This window comes from Pseudomonas sp. SG-MS2, assembly GCF_009933855.1.
In the GTDB taxonomy this organism is placed as follows: domain Bacteria; phylum Pseudomonadota; class Gammaproteobacteria; order Pseudomonadales; family Pseudomonadaceae; genus Aquipseudomonas; species Aquipseudomonas putida_E.
The window spans coordinates 1-16,149 of the sequence record NZ_MOMO01000058.1 but is presented as its reverse complement, the minus strand read 5'-3'; the positions used below and the strand labels follow the sequence as shown (position 1 = coordinate 16,149).

The window sequence follows — 16,149 nt, the reverse complement described above, 5'->3', positions numbered from 1 at the left end:
CGGCTGATCCTGACCTGGCTCATGACGGCTCGCTCCAGCCCGCCACACCCAAGTGCCAGGCCAGGGCACGGCGGATCGCCGCATCCGGCTGGCGTTCACCCGACTCGATCATCGCCAGGTAGGCGGGGCTTACACCCACATTTCGCGCCAATTGCTCTGGCGCAATGCCTTTGGCCTCACGCAGCTGCGCCACTTCGCTGAAGGCGGGCAAACTGGCGCTTGCCGCACTGTGATCGCTGGTTTCGCCAACCGCCTCGGCAGGCGCCTGGCCGGCCGCCTTGAGCAGCGCCTGATACTGCTCCCAGGGAACGACTGCGTACTCGGGCTGACCGTCCCGGCTAATGACCTGAATACCCATTACAACCCCCTTACGTAGGATTACCGCATGTAATCCGCTCAGCAGCCCTAGGCTTGCATCTCTGACAGACTTGCCTTAACTGCGCGTGCTTGCCGATGCATTGAGCCGTGGTCGACCAATAGCGAAAGGCAATCGGGCTGCTCTTCTTCTGTTATATCTCATTGTAAGGGATTTCCACCTAACGCGCGCTCTCGTCAGTCAAGGAAGACAATTTCGCGAATGCGCTGTTGCCTACACGCAGCGTTTAGTCATTTTCCAAGATCGGCTGACCGATACACCGAGCGAATATCTGGACTAAATATCCGTCGTCGCCATGGTATGAAAGGATGTTGGCGTGAATCCAATCGTCGCGCTCGACGGCCTCCCACGTAATCGAAAAGCCCGCATTGACGATGATCCACTCAAACAGAATGCGCTGCGCACGCCCATTGCCTTCCCTGAAGGGGTGCGCGACATTCAATGTACCGTAAGCTTCAGCTACTGCAGTGATCAGCTGGTCACGCGAATACCCTTCAAACCACCCTGCCGCAGCGATCCTTGAAAACTCCTTCCTGGTTTCAGGTTCTATGAACTCTGGGCTACAAAACCTCGTACTTCCTTTACTAATCGCACTGCTGCGAACTCGCCCCGCCCAGCTGTATATGCTGGAAAACAGGGCACTGTGGATTTGCTTCAGCGAATCCAGGCTGTAAGGAGGCGGTAAGAACTCCAAACGAGAAGCCGCGAGCGCGCTGAGGTAGCGTTCGGCATCTTCGAGATCGTCAGGATCGTGCAACTCGAGCAGATTAATCAGAACGTCAGTACCCGGATAGCATTCCGAGTCTTGTTCAGAACCGTACTTGTCCGAACTCAAGCCTTGATCAGCCGCACAGCTTTGAGGGCTGCGGCACGCGTTGGCGGCTTGATCTCACCGTCGCAATTCGTCACCCATACACCTTCAAGGCGCAGGCTGGCCGCATAGTTGGCTTTGCGGTGCTTGGCGAACCAAGCTTTCTTGGCTTCCAAACTAAGCTTTTCCATCTCTATGACCCTTGGTTAGCATGCAGTGTGTGTATTGTAGCCGAACCCATTGAACCATTGGAAAACGGCGCTTTCAGTGCGTTTTACGCTCCAGGCGCAAAGCTTCAGGGGTGTCGGGCAAGCGCTCGACAACGCGCAGGCGCTCGGGTGCCTGGCTGTCGCGCCAGGCCTTGAAACGCGCCAGCTCATCGGAGACGGTCTTCAGCACCCAGCCGAGCACGGCAATATCATCGAGAAAGCCTACGCCCAACAGCCAGTCGGGGATCGCATCGATGGGGCTGACGAAGTACAGCAGGCCGGCGACGATGGTCACCAGTGCCTTGGGGCTGATCGCCCGGTACTCGCCACGCCACCAGGCAAGGCACAGCGACTGCAACAGCTTGATGTCTTCACGCAACTGGCCCAGGCGTGGCCCTTTGCGGGCCACGGCGAACAGCAAAGCCGGCAAGCGGCCACGGCTCAGCAGGCGCTCGGCCAAGGGCAGGAAGCGGGCGAAATTCCAGGGTGCGCTCATGTAGCCTCCAGCAGGGAGAGGTTATCCACATTTATTGTGGATAACCTTGTGAACAGGGCGAAGTTTCTGACGGCAGGTGCCTGTAAAGCAAGGGCCCCGGTCAGATCGGGCGTTTTTTACACAGTCGTTTCAGAACCGCAAACGATTTGCGTCAGAAGCCTCCTGCTTCTTCACACTGCCCTTTCTCGGACAATCTCCTGGCCACGAGGTTCGGCCCGATGCCTGATGCACAAACGACAACGCCCCGGCGAGCGGGGCGTTGTGCACTACCAGCCAGTATTACTTGGCAGGTGCTTCAGCCGGAGCTTCGGCAGGTGCCTGAGCTTCAGGCGCGTCGCCCTGCAGCTGGGCCGGGTCTTTGATGGCGATCAGTTCCAGGTCGAACACCAGGACCGAGTTGGCCGGGATCAGCGGGCTTGGGCTCTGTGCGCCATAGGCCAGCTCAGCCGGGATGAACAGTTTGTACTTCTCGCCAACGTGCATCAGTTGCAGGCCTTCAACCCAGCCTGGGATGACACCGCTGACCGGAAGGTCGATCGGGCTGCCACGCTCTACCGAGCTGTCGAACACCTTGCCATCGATCAGCTTGCCTTCGTAGTGGACAGTGACCACATCAGTCGGCTTGGGCTGAGGGCCGTCAGCCTTCTTGACCACTTCGTACTGCAGGCCCGAGGCGGTGGTGACCACACCTGGCTTCTTGGCATTTTCTTCGAGGAACTTCTTGCCTGCGGAGGCGGCTTCTTCGCTGGCCTTGGCCAGGCGCTCCTCGGCGCGCTTCTGCAGCGAGGTGAAGGCTTCTACCAACTCTTCGTCCTTGATGCGCTGTTCTTTCTTGCCAACGGCGTCTTCGATGCCGAGCGCGACGGCTTTGGAATCAAGGTCTTCCATGCCTTCCTGAGCCAGGCTCTTGCCCATGTTCAGGCCGATACCGTAGGAGGCTTTCTGTGCCGGAGTTTTCAGCTCGGGGCTGCTGGCCTGTTGATCACAGCCAGCCAGTACCAGGCCTACCAGGGCAACCGCAGCCGCCAAACGATGCTGTTTCATGCTATTTCCTTGTTCATGCGCCATATGGGCAATCAGGGTAAAGCCGCGAGCTTATCAGGCGGCCATTACCAATGGCTACCGGCATAAGAGCGGGTTTCATGGAGTAAGTTCACTCGACAACGCGCTTGCACACAACCTTACGGGCGTTTGGCCAGTATTGACCATATGCACAGCGGGCGCCCCTGCAAAACTGGCTCTTCCAGCGACCAGCCCCGCCCTGGCATTTCTGCCAGTAGCGCCGGATTCGAGCCTGGCCTCCAATGGCCCTGCAACGCATCCAGCCGCATCTGAGTGAGCCGCGATGGCTGATAACGGCGTGAAGCCTTGATGCCCAGCGGTCACTCATCACCAAGGAAAAGTCATGAACACTTCACGAAAGCCTGCCCGCTCAACCCGCGTGCCCCCAACCTTGGCCCAAGCATCCATGCAGTTGCCACAAGCTCCCATCGATGGTGCTTATGGCATCGATGGGATTGCCTACATCCTTGAAAAAAGCGCCGGGTCTCGTGCCGACAGCACAGCAATCATCAACAGCATGGTCACCGATGGACGCAGTTATGTAATCGGTGAAAGCTTCAACCCGAACACTGAGGACGCCAGGGTCTTCGTGGCTTGCCTGAAACAAAACGGAAAGCTGGATGGCAGCTTCAATGGCGATGGAATTTTCGATTTCAACAAGACTGCAAGCGCAGCCTATGAGGCACCCGAGAGCATCGCAGAAGATGATGCAGGTAATTTACTGATCGTTGTCCCGGTGCAGGGGGAGTCAGCCAGTCACCTTTGGAAACTGAATGCCGAAGGGCAACCGGATCTGACGTTTGGTGAGGGCAAGGGGTACGTTGCTACCCATGCATTGGTCAAGGAGGAACTGCTGCTGGAGCACCTGGCTTTGGCGAAAGACCATATTTTCGTCACAGGCTTGCGTCGCGGCCCACAGAAATTCGAACCGGTGGTGATCGGGCTGGACCGTGACGGCGCATTGCGCTTGGATTTTGGCGCTGATGGCATCCTCGATGTCAGCAAGCTGATTCCCGATACCCACTCACACATCATCGACGGCATTGCCAGTTTTACACCCCCCTCAGGTTCGCAGCACCTTGTATTGGCCTTGTATCTGATGCAGGGGGAAGACGCGTATGGCGTCACCACAGCCTTGACCACCGACGGGAAAGTGGACAATGCCTTTGGCAACAATGGCCAGCACTGGTCCGCGCCATGGATCATCAATAACGGTTTTTCCGTAGACCCCGTCGCGGAACGAATCACTTTCTACGGGGAACTGTACGATCTCGATGAAGATATCAGCCACCCGACTGTTTACCGAATCGACTATTCGGGCATGCCGGCCAGAGAGTTCAACGGCGGCGAAGCGCTGGTGTTTGACCAACCGGGCGGTTGGTATGCGGGAGTAGAGACAGGCGATGGCCTGGTCGGCTACGGTAGTTTCTACACTTATACGCTTGCCTTTAGCTTGACCTCGGATGGCACGTTTGACACCCGCTTCGTCCCGCCTCTCGGTTATGGCCAGGTCGGTGCTCAAGTGCCAGAGGATGGCTTCTATGCATCGGGATCGACGGTCACGCTCGATCCAGGCAACAAGCGCTTGTTGATCAATGGCCGTGACGAAGAGGCGCGAGGTTCCACTGTTCCTTGTGTGGTCGCAGTGTCTTTGCGAACCGCTTGATAACAGTTGGGACGTACACCACACGAGCGTTTCTGGGCCAGGAACGCTCGGCTACAACGAAGTTTACGGGTACAAACGCTCGCGATATTCCCCCGCCACTTCCCGCAATACATCGCACACCCACTGCCCCGGCAGGCTCAGCGCCAAGGCGGCATTGCGGCAGATGCCCACCGACCCGCCTGGCTCCCGCACCCCCAGATCGAGCTCGGCCAACTCACCGCGGCGCAGGTCAAGCAGCACCGCATCACGCGGCGCCACCCATACGGCATCACTGCCCAGCAGGTAGCGGCGGCTCAAGGCCAGCGAAAGGGTCTCCAGGCGCTGCGCCGGCAGTTGAATGCCGCATTGCACGAACAGGCTGTCGGCGTGCTGGCGAATGGTAGTGCCCGGTGGTGGGAGCACCAGTGGATAACGGCCAACGCGTGATCGGTCTACCTGCATACTGGCCAGCAAGGGGTGCCCGGGACGCACGACCAAGGCCATCGACTCGCTGTACAGGTGTTCGAACGACAACCCCTGGATCTGTGGGCTGTCGGTCATGCGCCCGACCACCAGTTCCAGTTCGCCCAGGCGCAACTGGCCGAGCAACTGTGCACTGGCGCCGGTCACCACGCTGATCAGCAACGCTTCATGGCGTTGATGCAGGCGGCACAGCACCTCGGGCATCAGCAGGCCTTCGACCGTGGACAGCACGCCGATGCGCACCTGCGACGGCGCCCGCGCTTCACCGCGCAAGCTGCTCACGCCATCGCGCAGGGCCTGTACGCTGGGCCCGGCGTAATGCATGAAGCGGGTGCCGGCCGGGGTCAGCTCGACGCCCTGGCGGCTGCGCTCGAACAGGCGCGTCTCGAGCAGGTCTTCAAGCTCCTTGAGGGTCTTGGAAATTGCCGGCTGGCTGATCGCCAGAATGTCGGCGGCCCTGGCCAGGCTGCCCTGCCGGGCAATCTCCAGGAAGCACAGCAGGTGGCGGTACTTGATGCGGGTGTCGAGGTTCATGCGCCAAGCTTACCGCATCGCCACCTGTGGCGTATCCGGGTCGCGCTGCTGGCGGCTGGCGGCTTTCAGATCGGGTGAATATCCATTCGCCATGGAGGCGCTGATTCACCGAGTGAGATTGCACAGTTGCCACCTTATCGCCGGCGTCCAGCATAGTCGTGCAAAACGGTTTACCCCAGATGTTTACGTACCAAGGAACATTTTTTCGATACAGGTGCCAGTCTTGCATCAGGACTCACCAACCATTACCAAGGAGAGGTAGGCATGGCTTTCGACGCTTTCATCCAAATCGACGGCATCGCTGGCGAAGCGCTGGATGAGCAATACACTAATTGGGTCGAGATCACCGGCTATAACTTCGGCGTGAACCAAAGCACGTCTGCGACCGCTAGCTCTTCCGGCGGAGCAACATCGGGGCCTACCACACTAACCAACTTTACCTTTACCAAATTTCTCGACAGTGCCAGTTGCAAATTGCTGGAAGCAAGCTGCTCAGGGCAGCACTTCAAGGAAGTGAAACTGGCGCTTTGCCGGGCGGGCACCGACAAGCTCAAGTATTACGAGATCGTTTTGGAGGAGGTAATCATTGCCGACTACTCGCAGAACGCCGGTTCGGGTGTTCCCATCGAAATCGTCCAGCTGAACTACGGTCGTATCAAGACCACCTACACCCGTCAGAAACGTTCCGATGGCAGTGGTGGCGGCAATGTGGCCGGAGGCTGGGATCGGATCAACAACAAAAAGTATGCGTGAGGTAAGGCCATGTCCGAAGCACGCAGCTTCATCAATCCCAGAACCCAGTCTTACCAGTCGCTAAAAGCCAGCACGCCGGTGCAGGGATACGCCAAGAGCAAGTTCGATGTGTTGAATGCGCACATTGCCAACAGTGTGGTCATGGCCGGGGAGTTGGTCATCCTCGGCGACGCCGATACGCCCTCTTGCACCAGCCACGAAGCCTTCCTGATGGCCAAAGCCGCCGAGGTGCACGCTGGCCTGCCGACCAGCGGCGTGGATGCGGATGATTTTTTTCTCGAACACTTCGACTTGCTACAGAGCTTACTGGCCCACGGTTCAATAGGGGCGGGAGCAGCCAGCGAAGGCTGGAGCAAGCACCTGGCCAATATCAAGATAACCTTGGAAGATATCGAAAAACTGCATCGCGACTACCTCGGTTCTGGCACCCTTGCTGCCCGTGATACGTTTTATGCCAAGCGCACCGCATTGTTCATGAAGCTTGAAAGGCAATTGGGCAACGTTGCCGCGTACGGTTCGGGGCTACGTCGCCAGGGCAAAATCAAGCAGGCATTGGGGATCTCGACTCGCAGCTACCTGCATACCGGTGAGATCGCTGGCTATGCCGACAAGGTGTCTGGCGTTGCCAGGGCGTCGAACTTGGTCAAGAAAGGCACGTACATCGGGACTGCACTGGATGTGGCAGCAACAGGCCTGGCAATTCAAAAAGCCTGCAAGACGGGCCGGGAGGATCAGTGCCGACGCGCCAAATATGTTGAAAGCTCGGCTTTGATGGGTAGCCTGGCGGGCGGCAGCTTGGGGGGGTATGTAGGAGGTATGGCAGGGACTGGTATTTGCGCCGTCGTTCTGGGCATCAGTACAGGCGGCCCCGGAGCACTAGCCTGTGCTGTCGTAGGCGGAACGGTTGGCGGCAAGGTTTTCGGTGATTTTGGGAGCAAGGGGGGCGAGATGCTGGGTGACTTTTTGTACAGTGAGGTATCGGAGTGAGTGAAGTTCACCCTGGGCTGATTGCGTTACTGATAATTGTACCTATGATACTGGCTATGGTCGTACAGTGTTACATTGCACATAAATACACTGAGCGGTTTGAGACGTTCCTTACGAACTGTAGCTTCGTGACCGGCAATAAAAATACATTCCAACATGCAGGTCTTCTGGGCAAGCTCATGCGTACGGGATTGATTTCTATGGTGCTAGCGGCACCAAAGATCTTTATGCGCAGGGGCTTGATTGACTTCGATGAAGTTAAACGCTTCCCGCCTCGAATGAAACGACTGCTGGTGAGCCTGTTATGCATCCATGTCCTGTTGCTAACAGCGCTGGCCAGCTTCAATTACGCACATAGTTAAATTTAACTAGCTAGCATTAACTTAGTTTCGCTCGCTATGGCCAGTTCACCGTAGGATTTGCACATCCAGGAAGGCGTCCACGCCGATTTGTCGAGGTGTAGAGGCCGGGCACATCGCTGACACATGTGCGCTCGGCCTCCTGAAGTCGAAATCGGCGGCGCCTGAGCTATCGCGCGCTTAGAAGCAAAAGCAAAGCAAGCGCAAGAGACAGGCAATAGCCGGGATCAGGCCACTGCCACTTCCACCGCCTCCCCGTTCATTCGTACCGGCCACACACGTAACCGCTGGCCGGGATCTTCCAGGCACGCACCGCTGTGCAGGCTGAAGTGCTGTTTGTACAGCGGTGCTGCCACCACCAGCTCGCCTTGCAGGCTGCCCACCAGCCCGCGGCCAATGATGTTGGCTCCGGAGCGTGGGTCGCGGTTGTCCACCGCGTACAGGCTCTGCGCCTGCCCAGGCAGGTAGAACAAGGCGACCTGGGTGCCATCGAGCCACACCACCACACCAGAGTCGGCGACCAGGTCATCGGTGTTGCACACCGCTTGCCAGTTGGGTTGCTTTGCCACAGCAGCATTGGACAGGTTCATCACACAGCCTCCTCGACGGTAGGGATCAGGTGCAGGGGTGCAGCGGGGCGACGCTGTTCACGCTCGCGGACAAAATGCACGTCCGGGTCGGCGCGTCGATCGTTGACGAACGTACGGAAGCGCTTGAGCTTTTCCGGGTCGTTGAGGGCGTTGGCCCATTCGCATTCGTACTGCTCGACCACATGCTGCATCTGCGCTTCCAGCTCGGCAGCCAGGCCCAGGCTGTCGTCGAGGATCACCTGCTTGAGGTAGTCCAGGCCGCCGTCCAGGCTTTCGCGCCATACCGACGTGCGCTGCAGCTTGTCGGCGGTGCGGATGTAGAACATCAGCACGCGGTCGATCAGGCGCAACAGGGTCTCGTCGTCCAGGTCGGTAGCGAACAGTTCGGCATGCCGTGGGCGCATGCCACCATTGCCACAGACGTAAAGGTTCCAGCCCTTGTCGGTGGCGATCACGCCGATGTCCTTGCTTTGCGCCTCGGCACATTCGCGCGTACAGCCAGAGACCGCGAACTTGAGCTTGTGCGGGCTGCGCAGGCCCTTGTAGCGGTCCTCCAGGCGCAGCGCCATGGCGACGCTGTCCTGCACACCGTAGCGGCACCAGGTGCTGCCTACGCAGGACTTCACCGTGCGGGTCGATTTGCCGTAGGCGTGGCCAGTCTCGAAGCCGGCCTCGATCAGCTCGCCCCAGATCAGCGGCAGCTCGTGCAACTGGGCGCCGAACAGGTCGATGCGCTGGCCGCCGGTGATCTTGGTGTAAAGGTCGTACTTCTTGGCCACCTGACCGATCACGATCAGTTTGTCCGGGGTGATTTCGCCGCCGGGAATGCGCGGCACCACCGAGTAGGTACCGTTTTTCTGCATGTTGGCCATGAAGGTGTCGTTGGTGTCCTGCAGTGGCACCAGCGCAGGGTCCATGATCGGCTGGTTCCAGCACGAAGCGAGGATGTTGCCCACCGCCGGCTTGCAGATGTCGCAGCCGACATGGCCCTTGCCATGGCGCGCCAGCAAGTCGTTGAAGGTGCGTATGCCACCCACCCGCACCAGCCCGTACAGCTCCTGGCGGGTGTAGGCGAAGTGCTCGCACAGGCTCTTGTCCACGGTCACGCCACGGGCGGTGAGTTCATGCTCGAACACTTGCTTGAGCAACGCCGCGCAGCCGCCACAGCCGGTGGCCGCTTTGGTGCAGCCTTTGACCGCGGCAAGGTCGGCGCAACCACTGTCGATCGCTGCGCACACTGCGCCCTTGCTGACGTTGTGGCAGGAGCAGATGGTCGCGCTGTCAGGCAGCGCATCGGCGCCCAGGGCCGGTGCGCCACCGCTTTGCGGCAGGATCAGCGCCGCCGGGTCGGCAGGCAGGGCGATGCCGTTCTGAGCGTATTGCAGCAGTGTGTCGTAGTAGCTGTTGTCGCCCACCAGCACCGCACCGAGCACATACTTGCCGCTGGCATCGACCACCAGCCGGCGATAGGCGGCGTTGGCCTCGTCGATGAAGCGGTAGCTGCGCGAGCCGGGCGTGGCGCCATGGGCGTCGCCGATGGAGCCGACATCGACGCCCAGCAGCTTGAGCTTGGTCGACATGTCGGCCCCGGTGAATTCCCCGGCCGCCTCGCCCAACAGCAGCGCCGCCAGGTTGCGCGCCATGCTGTAGCCCGGAGCAACCAGGCCGAACACGCTGCCGTTCCACGAGGCGCATTCACCGATGGCGAAGATGCGTGGGTCGCTGGAGCGGCAGTGATTGTCGATCACCACCCCGCCGCGCGCGGCGATCTCCAGGCCGCAGGCACGGCCCAGGGCGTCCTGCGGGCGGATGCCGGCAGAGAACACGACCAGGTCGGTTTCCAAGTGTTCGCCACCGTCGAAATTCATCCGGTAGCGGTAGGCCTCACCATCGCTGATCGACTGGGTAGCGCGCGACAGGTGCACGCCGACGCCCAGGGCTTCGATCTGCGCCTTGAGCGCGGCGCCGCCTTCAGCATCCAGTTGCACCGGCATCAGCCGCGGGGCGAACTCCACCACATGCGCTTGAAGGCCCAGGGACTTAAGGGCATTAGCTGCCTCGAGGCCCAGCAGGCCGCCGCCAACCACCACGCCACGGGTGGCATCAACGGCAGCGGCGCGTATCGCGTCGAGGTCGTCGAGGGTGCGATAGACCAGGCGCGCGTTGCCGCTGGAGCCCTCGATCGGGGGCACGAAGGGGTAGGAACCGGTGGCCAGGATCAGCTGGTCATACCCATAGCGGCCTTCGGCGGTAACCACTTCACAGCGCTCGCGGTCGATTTGCAGCACCGCTTCACCCAGGTGCAGGTGCACACCGTTGACGCCATAGAAGCCCTGCTCGCACAGCGCCAGGGTTTCGGCACAGCTGCCGCCGAAGTATTCAGACAGGTGCACGCGGTCGTAGGCGCGCTGGCGCTCCTCGCCGAACACACGCAGCTCGAAGCGCGCCAGCGCGCCGCGTTCGACCAGTTGCTCGACGCAATGGTGGCCCACCATGCCGTTGCCGACGATGACCAGTCGCTCTCGTTGCCCGCTGCTCGCTGTTGCCTTCATAAGCCGATCCTCGATCAAAAAAAAAGCGCCTGGAGCCGAAGCTCCAGGCGCCTTTGCCTGTATTCATCACGGTGTGCCCCCGGTTGATCGCCGTTGATCAGTGGGGCTTGTTGTGTTGGAGATAAAGCACGGAATGTGCCAGTTATGTTGCCTGGCCCGGCCCTATCGCCGGCAAGCCGGCGCCCACAGCTGCAGCACAGGGCTTGAGAGCAGCGGAGCCCGTGCAGGAGCCGGCTTGCCGGCGATAGCGCCAGCCCAAACCATGCACATTCAAGGTGCGTTGCTCCCCATCCTGGAGCATTTCAGTACACATCCCGCCGATACCGCTTGGCCTTGCTCAAACCTTCCACATAGGCATCCGCATCCACGCCCCCATGCTCGGCAATGATCTCGCGCAGCACCGCATCCACATCCTTGGCCATGCGCTGAGCATCACCACAGACATAGAAGTACGCCCCCGCCTCCAGCCACTGCCATACCTGCGCACCCTGCTCACGCATCCGCTGCTGCACATAGATTTTTTCTGCCTGGTCGCGGGAAAACGCCGTATCCAGGCGCAGGTGTCCGCTCGCCTGCCAGGCCTGCAACTGCTCCTGGTAGTAAAAGTCGGTGGCTGCATATTGCTCGCCGAAGAACAGCCAGTTTTCCCCTTTTGCACCCCGCGCCTCGCGCTCTTCGAGGAACGCACGAAACGGTGCGATGCCTGTACCGGGGCCAATCATGATCAGCGGTACATCATCGTCATCAGGCAGGCGGAAATGCCTGGAGGCCTGGGGGAAGATCGCCACCTTCGCAGCCTGCCCCCGGTCAGCGAGGAAGCTTGAGCACACCCCTTTTCGCTGGCCATAACGTACGGTAGAGACGGTCAGATGCACCTCGCCGGGGTGGGCAATCGGGCTTGAGCTGATCGAGTACAGCCGCGGTTGCAGGGGTTTGAGCAGTTCGAGCCAGGTTGCCAGCGGCAGGTCCTGTGCAAACGCGCGCAGCACGTCGACCAACTGCCGGCCCCACAGCCAATCCTGCAGTGCGGCCTTGCGTTCAGGCTGCAACAGGTGCCGCAGGTCGTCAGCCTGCTGGCTGAACACCTGCAATTGCTGTGGGGTGACCCTGGCAATTTCCAGGTGCGACTCCAGTGCCTGGGCCAACGGCATGGGCGGCTGGCCCTTGAGTTGGACCTGGGTCTTGCCGTCCTGCTGCATCAGCGCCAGCAATTCCTCCACCAGCGCCGGGCAGTTGCGGGGCCACACGCCCAGCGCATCGCCCGCTGCGTAGGTGAAGCCGCTGCCTTGAATATCGAACACCAACTGGCGGGTTTCCTTGCTCGAGCCGGGGCCACTGAGCAGGTTGTTTTCCAGCAGGGTAGCCGCCCACGGCCGTTGCTTGCTGCAGGGCGCAGCCAGTGCGGGCTCGTTGACCGGTAGCGCCACGCCAGCGCTGCCCAGCTCGGGCAACAGCGCGTCGAGCCAGGAGGCAAAGGCCTCATCGAAATCCGGTTCACAATCGACGCGCGGCAGCAGGCGGCGCCCGCCCAGTTCGGCCAGGCGCTGGTCGAGCTTGCGACCAAACCCGCAAAACTGGGCGTAACTGGAGTCGCCCAGGGCCAGCACGGCATAAGGGAGCTCGGCGCAGTGGGCGCCCTCCTCGCCCTGCAGCGCCCGCCAGAACGCGGTGGCGCTGTCGGGCGCATCACCATCGCCGAAGGTGCTGGCAATCAGCAGCACACTGGCCGCACCTTGCAGCTGGCTTGGGCTGACCGCCTCCATGCAACTGAGCTGTACCTGCAGCCCTGCACCGTGCAAACGCTCTGCGCAGCGCTCGGCCAGCGCCTCGCCATTGCCGGTCTGCGAGGCCCACAACACCTGATGTCGGGGCGGGCCGGGGGGCATGGCCAGCAGCACGCGGGCAGGCTCCGGGGCAAGGGTGGTGGTGCCAAGGTCGAGGGCATCGATACGTTCGCCGGCAACCCGCTCAAGGGCCACGGCGCAGTGCTTGAGGGCAGGCTGCAGCGACAGCGGGTCGACCGCATCGCAAGTCACGGCATTGATTGCCAGGTGCTCGCCGATCACATCGTTCCAGTGGAACGGCGCGAAGCAATCGCCCGGCATGACCCGGTCGCTGACACGCACCGGCAGCACGGCCCGGCCACGGCGTGAGCGGATCGCCACCTGGTCCTTGTCCTGGATACCCAGCCGCGCGGCATCCTCGGGGTGGAGTTCGACAAAGGGGCCGGGCTCCAGCCTGTTCAGCGCCGGTACCTTGCCGGTCTTGGTCAGGGTGTGCCACTGGTGTTGCACGCGGCCGGTATTGAGCACCAGCGGGTAATCGGCGTCCGGCAGCTCCGGCGCGGGCAGCCAGGGCCGGGCGAAGAAGCGGGCCTTGCCACTGGCTGTAGGGAACACCAGGGACGAGGGTGCGCCTTCTTCGATGTAACGCACGGGGCTGCGGTCGTCCACGCGGCCCGGCGCGCAAGGCCACTGGTGCGGCTTGTCACGCAGTTGCGGGTAGCCGACCCCGCGCAGGTCGTAGCCGGTGAGCGGGTTGTGGAAGCGGCGGATTTCGTCATACACCGCTTCGGCGTCGGGGTAATCGAAGGCCTCGGCATAACCCATGGCACAGGCGACCCGGGCGATGATCTGCCAGTCCGGCAAGCTCTGGCCTGGTGCAGCCACGGCGCGAGGCATCAGTGTGAGGTTGCGTTCACTGTTGATCATCACGCCCTCACCCTCAGCCCAGAGGGCGGCGGGCAGGAGAATGTCGGCGTAAGGGTTGGTTTCGGTGTCGAGAAAGGCATCCTGGGTGATCACAAGCTGCGCCTGGCGCAGGCCATCGATCACCTGCTGGCGATTGGCGACGCTGGCCACCGGGTTGCTGCAGATGATCCAGCAGGCCTTCACTTCACCCGTTTTCATCTGCTCGAACAGCGCTACCGTGCCCTCGCCGCTTTCTGCTCGCAGGCTGCCCGGTGCCAGGCCCCATTGCGCTTCGACAAAACTACGGTCGGCGTCGATCAGCGCCGAACGTTGGCCCGGCAGCCCCGGCCCCATGTAGCCCATCTCACGGCCACCCATGGCATTGGGCTGGCCGGTCAGCGAGAACGGCCCACTGCCGGGGCGGCAGATGGCGCCGGTGGCCAGGTGCAGGTTGCACAGCGCATTGGTATGCCAGGTGCCGTGCACGCTCTGGTTCAGGCCCATGGTCCAGCAGCTCATCCATTCACCCGCGCTGCCGATCAACGCGGCAGCCTGGCGGATGTCATCTTCTGCAAGGCCGGTGATGGCCGCGACGCGCTCAGGCGTGTAGTCCTCGAGGAAGGCTGGCAGTGCCTCCCAGCCCTCGGTGTGGCGGGCAATGAAGGCGCGGTTTGTCTGGCCATTGCGGTGCAGCAGGTGCAGCAGGCCGTTGAGCAGGGCCAGGTCGCTGCCGGGGCGCACTTGCAGGAACAGGTCGGCCTTGTCGGCGGTGGCGGTGCGCCGCGGGTCGACAACGATCAGTTTCGCTCCAGCCTTTACACGGTCGAGCAGGCGCAGGAAGAGGATCGGATGGCAGTCGGCCATGTTGGCACCGATCACCAGGAACACCTCAGCACGCTCGAAGTCCTGGTAACTGCCGGGCGGGCCATCGGCCCCCAGCGAGAGTTTGTAGCCGCTGCCGGCGCTGGCCATGCACAGGCGTGAATTGGACTCGATATGGCGCGTGCGGATAAAGCCCTTGGCCAGTTTGTTGGCCAGGTACTGGGCCTCCAGTGACATCTGCCCGGAGACGTAAAGCGCTACGGCGTCCGGGCCGTGCTGGTCGATGATGCCGCGCAGGCGCTCGGCAGCCTGGGCGATGGCCTGGTCCATGCTGCTGCGCGCCGGTTCATGGTCGCGTTGCTGGCGTACAAAGGCACTTTCCATGCGCCCGGCGGCGGTCAGGGGCAGGTGCGCGGTGAGGCCTTTGGTGCAGAGGCGGCCGAAGTTGCTCGGGTGCAGCTTGTCACCGCTGATCTTGCTGACCTTGCCATCGGCCACGCTCATGACGATGCCGCAGCCTACGCCGCAATAGGGGCAGACGCTGCGTACTTCGGTGCTGGCCATGGGGCGGGTCTCCTGGTGCAAACGCAAAAGGCGCCGGCTGCCCCCGGCTTGCTTGGCAAGCGAGGGCAACACGGCGCCTTTGTCGTGAAGGGTTGAAGGCAGTCGACGTTGACGGCCTTGATGGTGGTCTTTCAGCAATTGTTGGGCCAGCTGTGCCCTGGGGCCGCTTTGCGGCCCTTTCGCGACACAAGGCCGCCCCTACAGGCGCTGGCCATGTGCCGCGAACGGTTGCACAGCAGCCCCAAAACGGTGACCGACGCACCATCAGGTGGCAGCCGGGCGCCCCATGGCGCTATGCTGAAAGCTTTCCGCCTCAGAGCTATTTTGCACCCACATGTCCCAGGTGATCCTCAAGACCCCCGCCCAACTCGACCTTATGCGCAACGCCGGCCGTTTACTGGCCCAGGTATTCGCCGACCTCGATACCTTCATCCGCCCCGGCGTGACCACCATGCAGATCAACGACCGCGCCGAGGCCTTCATCGTCGGCACCCTCAAGGCGCGCCCGGCGAGCAAGGGCCAGTACGGTTTCCCCTACGCGCTCAATACCTCGGTGGACCACGTGGTCTGCCACGGCATGCCCAAGGCCGATGAGGTGTTGAGTGAAGGGTCGATCATCAACGTCGACATCACGCTGGAACAAGGCGGCTACATCGCCGACTCGTCGAAAATGTATTGCCTGGGCCCGGTCAGCGATGAGGCACGGCGCCTGGTCGACACCACCTATGAGGCCTTGTGGAAGGGGATTGAGCAGGTGCGCCCGGGGGCGACGCTTGGCGACATCGGCCACGCCGTCCAGGCCCATGCCGAGGCGGCGGGCTACAACGTGGTGCGCGAGTACTGCGGCCATGGCATTGGCCAGCAAATGCATGAAGGGCCAGAGGTGCTGCATTACGGCCAGCGCGGCATGGGCATGAAGCTCAAGCCGGGCATGGTGTTTACCATCGAGCCGATGATCAACCAGGGCGGGCGTGGCACGCGGACCTTGAAGGACGGGTGGACGGTGATTACCCGTGACCACACGCTGTCGGCGCAGTGGGAACATACCGTGGCGGTGACCGAGGATGGGGTCGAGGTGCTGACGCTACGCAAGGAAGAGCACGTGGGCTGAGCGCACGGCGCAGACACAAAAAAAGCGACCCTAAGGTCGCTTTTTTTGTTACTTCCGGGTGTTCAGTGGGCCCTGGAAGTGGAATATGGCGCAGCGGACGGGACT

General features: G+C 61.6%; 14 protein-coding genes. 5 read left to right on the top strand and 9 right to left on the bottom strand.

The genetic code is table 11. From position 1 onward, the window contains the following. Positions 1-19 precede the first annotated feature (19 nt). From BLX42_RS04250 to BLX42_RS04230, 5 genes are all read right to left on the bottom strand, one after another. Entirely contained in the window at positions 20-358 is a 339-nt protein-coding gene (locus BLX42_RS04250) for a helix-turn-helix transcriptional regulator (protein ID WP_046787417.1), read from the bottom strand. Positions 359-602: 244 nt separating this feature from the next. Further along, the gene (locus tag BLX42_RS04245; RefSeq protein WP_039603244.1) at positions 603-1,211 is read right to left on the bottom strand and encodes a Fic family protein; all 609 of its coding nucleotides are present in this window, start codon (positions 1,209-1,211) and stop codon (positions 603-605) included. Continuing rightward, the gene (locus BLX42_RS04240; RefSeq protein WP_080765851.1) at positions 1,208-1,378 is read right to left on the bottom strand and encodes a YhfG family protein; all 171 of its coding nucleotides are present in this window, start codon (positions 1,376-1,378) and stop codon (positions 1,208-1,210) included. Before BLX42_RS04240 ends, BLX42_RS04245 begins: the two co-directional genes overlap by 4 nt. Before the next feature lie 73 nt (positions 1,379-1,451). Beyond that, positions 1,452-1,892 carry a YkvA family protein gene (locus BLX42_RS04235; protein WP_012313180.1) on the bottom strand — a complete coding sequence of 147 codons (441 nt, stop codon included), beginning with the start codon at positions 1,890-1,892 and terminating at the stop codon, positions 1,452-1,454. Positions 1,893-2,171: 279 nt separating this feature from the next. After that, on the bottom strand, positions 2,172-2,936 hold the full coding sequence (locus tag BLX42_RS04230; RefSeq protein WP_012313179.1) for an FKBP-type peptidyl-prolyl cis-trans isomerase: 765 nt from the start codon (positions 2,934-2,936) through the stop codon (positions 2,172-2,174). 361 nt (positions 2,937-3,297) lie between these two features. Between BLX42_RS04230 and BLX42_RS04225 the strand changes: the two genes are divergently transcribed. Continuing rightward, entirely contained in the window at positions 3,298-4,620 is a 1,323-nt protein-coding gene (locus BLX42_RS04225) for a hypothetical protein (protein WP_161871219.1), read from the top strand. A gap of 63 nt (positions 4,621-4,683) precedes the next feature. Here the strand turns inward: BLX42_RS04225 and pcaQ are convergent, their stop codons facing one another. Continuing rightward, positions 4,684-5,616 (bottom strand): pca operon transcription factor PcaQ, encoded by a 933-nt coding sequence (pcaQ, locus tag BLX42_RS04220; protein WP_161871218.1) that lies wholly within the window; start codon positions 5,614-5,616, stop codon positions 4,684-4,686. A gap of 264 nt (positions 5,617-5,880) precedes the next feature. Here pcaQ and BLX42_RS04215 point away from each other — a divergent pair, with 264 nt between their 5' ends. From BLX42_RS04215 to BLX42_RS26790, 3 genes are all read left to right on the top strand, one after another. Then, on the top strand, positions 5,881-6,369 hold the full coding sequence (locus BLX42_RS04215) for a type VI secretion system tube protein Hcp (protein ID WP_161871217.1): 489 nt from the start codon (positions 5,881-5,883) through the stop codon (positions 6,367-6,369). Between the two features lie 9 nt (positions 6,370-6,378). Continuing rightward, positions 6,379-7,356 carry a hypothetical protein gene (locus BLX42_RS04210; RefSeq protein ID WP_161871216.1) on the top strand — a complete coding sequence of 326 codons (978 nt, stop codon included), beginning with the start codon at positions 6,379-6,381 and terminating at the stop codon, positions 7,354-7,356. A 128-nt stretch (positions 7,357-7,484) separates the two neighbouring features. Then, positions 7,485-7,718 carry a hypothetical protein gene (locus BLX42_RS26790; protein WP_256345741.1) on the top strand — a complete coding sequence of 78 codons (234 nt, stop codon included), beginning with the start codon at positions 7,485-7,487 and terminating at the stop codon, positions 7,716-7,718. Between the two features lie 224 nt (positions 7,719-7,942). Here the strand turns inward: BLX42_RS26790 and nirD are convergent, their stop codons facing one another. The 3 genes from nirD to BLX42_RS04190 all read right to left on the bottom strand — a co-directional run bounded on the left by nirD (position 7,943) and on the right by BLX42_RS04190 (position 14,933). Continuing rightward, a complete protein-coding gene (gene nirD / locus BLX42_RS04200; protein WP_046787420.1) occupies positions 7,943-8,305 on the bottom strand; it encodes a nitrite reductase small subunit NirD in 363 nt (120 codons plus the stop codon). Further along, positions 8,305-10,857 carry a nitrite reductase large subunit NirB gene (gene nirB, locus BLX42_RS04195; protein ID WP_161871214.1) on the bottom strand — a complete coding sequence of 851 codons (2,553 nt, stop codon included), beginning with the start codon at positions 10,855-10,857 and terminating at the stop codon, positions 8,305-8,307. Before nirB ends, nirD begins: the two co-directional genes overlap by 1 nt. Positions 10,858-11,159: 302 nt before the next feature. Continuing rightward, the gene (locus BLX42_RS04190) at positions 11,160-14,933 is read right to left on the bottom strand and encodes a bifunctional nitrate reductase/sulfite reductase flavoprotein subunit alpha (RefSeq protein ID WP_161871213.1); all 3,774 of its coding nucleotides are present in this window, start codon (positions 14,931-14,933) and stop codon (positions 11,160-11,162) included. Between the two features lie 334 nt (positions 14,934-15,267). On the opposite strand from BLX42_RS04190, the gene map reads away from it, so the two are divergent. After that, on the top strand, positions 15,268-16,044 hold the full coding sequence (gene map, locus BLX42_RS04185) for a type I methionyl aminopeptidase (RefSeq protein WP_161871212.1): 777 nt from the start codon (positions 15,268-15,270) through the stop codon (positions 16,042-16,044). The last annotated feature ends 105 nt before the right edge of the window (positions 16,045-16,149 follow it).

Coding starts and splice junctions, on each gene's coding strand:
- BLX42_RS04235 (WP_012313180.1), bottom strand. CDS start 1,892: ATGAGCGCACCCTGGAATTTCGCCCGCTTCCTGCCCTTGGCCGAGCGC.
- BLX42_RS04240 (WP_080765851.1), bottom strand. CDS start 1,378: ATGGAAAAGCTTAGTTTGGAAGCCAAGAAAGCTTGGTTCGCCAAGCAC.
- nirD (WP_046787420.1), bottom strand. CDS start 8,305: ATGAACCTGTCCAATGCTGCTGTGGCAAAGCAACCCAACTGGCAAGCG.
- BLX42_RS04215 (WP_161871217.1), top strand. CDS start 5,881: ATGGCTTTCGACGCTTTCATCCAAATCGACGGCATCGCTGGCGAAGCG.
- BLX42_RS04225 (WP_161871219.1), top strand. CDS start 3,298: ATGAACACTTCACGAAAGCCTGCCCGCTCAACCCGCGTGCCCCCAACC.
- BLX42_RS04250 (WP_046787417.1), bottom strand. CDS start 358: ATGGGTATTCAGGTCATTAGCCGGGACGGTCAGCCCGAGTACGCAGTC.
- map (WP_161871212.1), top strand. CDS start 15,268: ATGTCCCAGGTGATCCTCAAGACCCCCGCCCAACTCGACCTTATGCGC.
- nirB (WP_161871214.1), bottom strand. CDS start 10,857: ATGAAGGCAACAGCGAGCAGCGGGCAACGAGAGCGACTGGTCATCGTC.
- BLX42_RS04210 (WP_161871216.1), top strand. CDS start 6,379: ATGTCCGAAGCACGCAGCTTCATCAATCCCAGAACCCAGTCTTACCAG.
- BLX42_RS04190 (WP_161871213.1), bottom strand. CDS start 14,933: ATGGCCAGCACCGAAGTACGCAGCGTCTGCCCCTATTGCGGCGTAGGC.
- BLX42_RS04230 (WP_012313179.1), bottom strand. CDS start 2,936: ATGAAACAGCATCGTTTGGCGGCTGCGGTTGCCCTGGTAGGCCTGGTA.
- pcaQ (WP_161871218.1), bottom strand. CDS start 5,616: ATGAACCTCGACACCCGCATCAAGTACCGCCACCTGCTGTGCTTCCTG.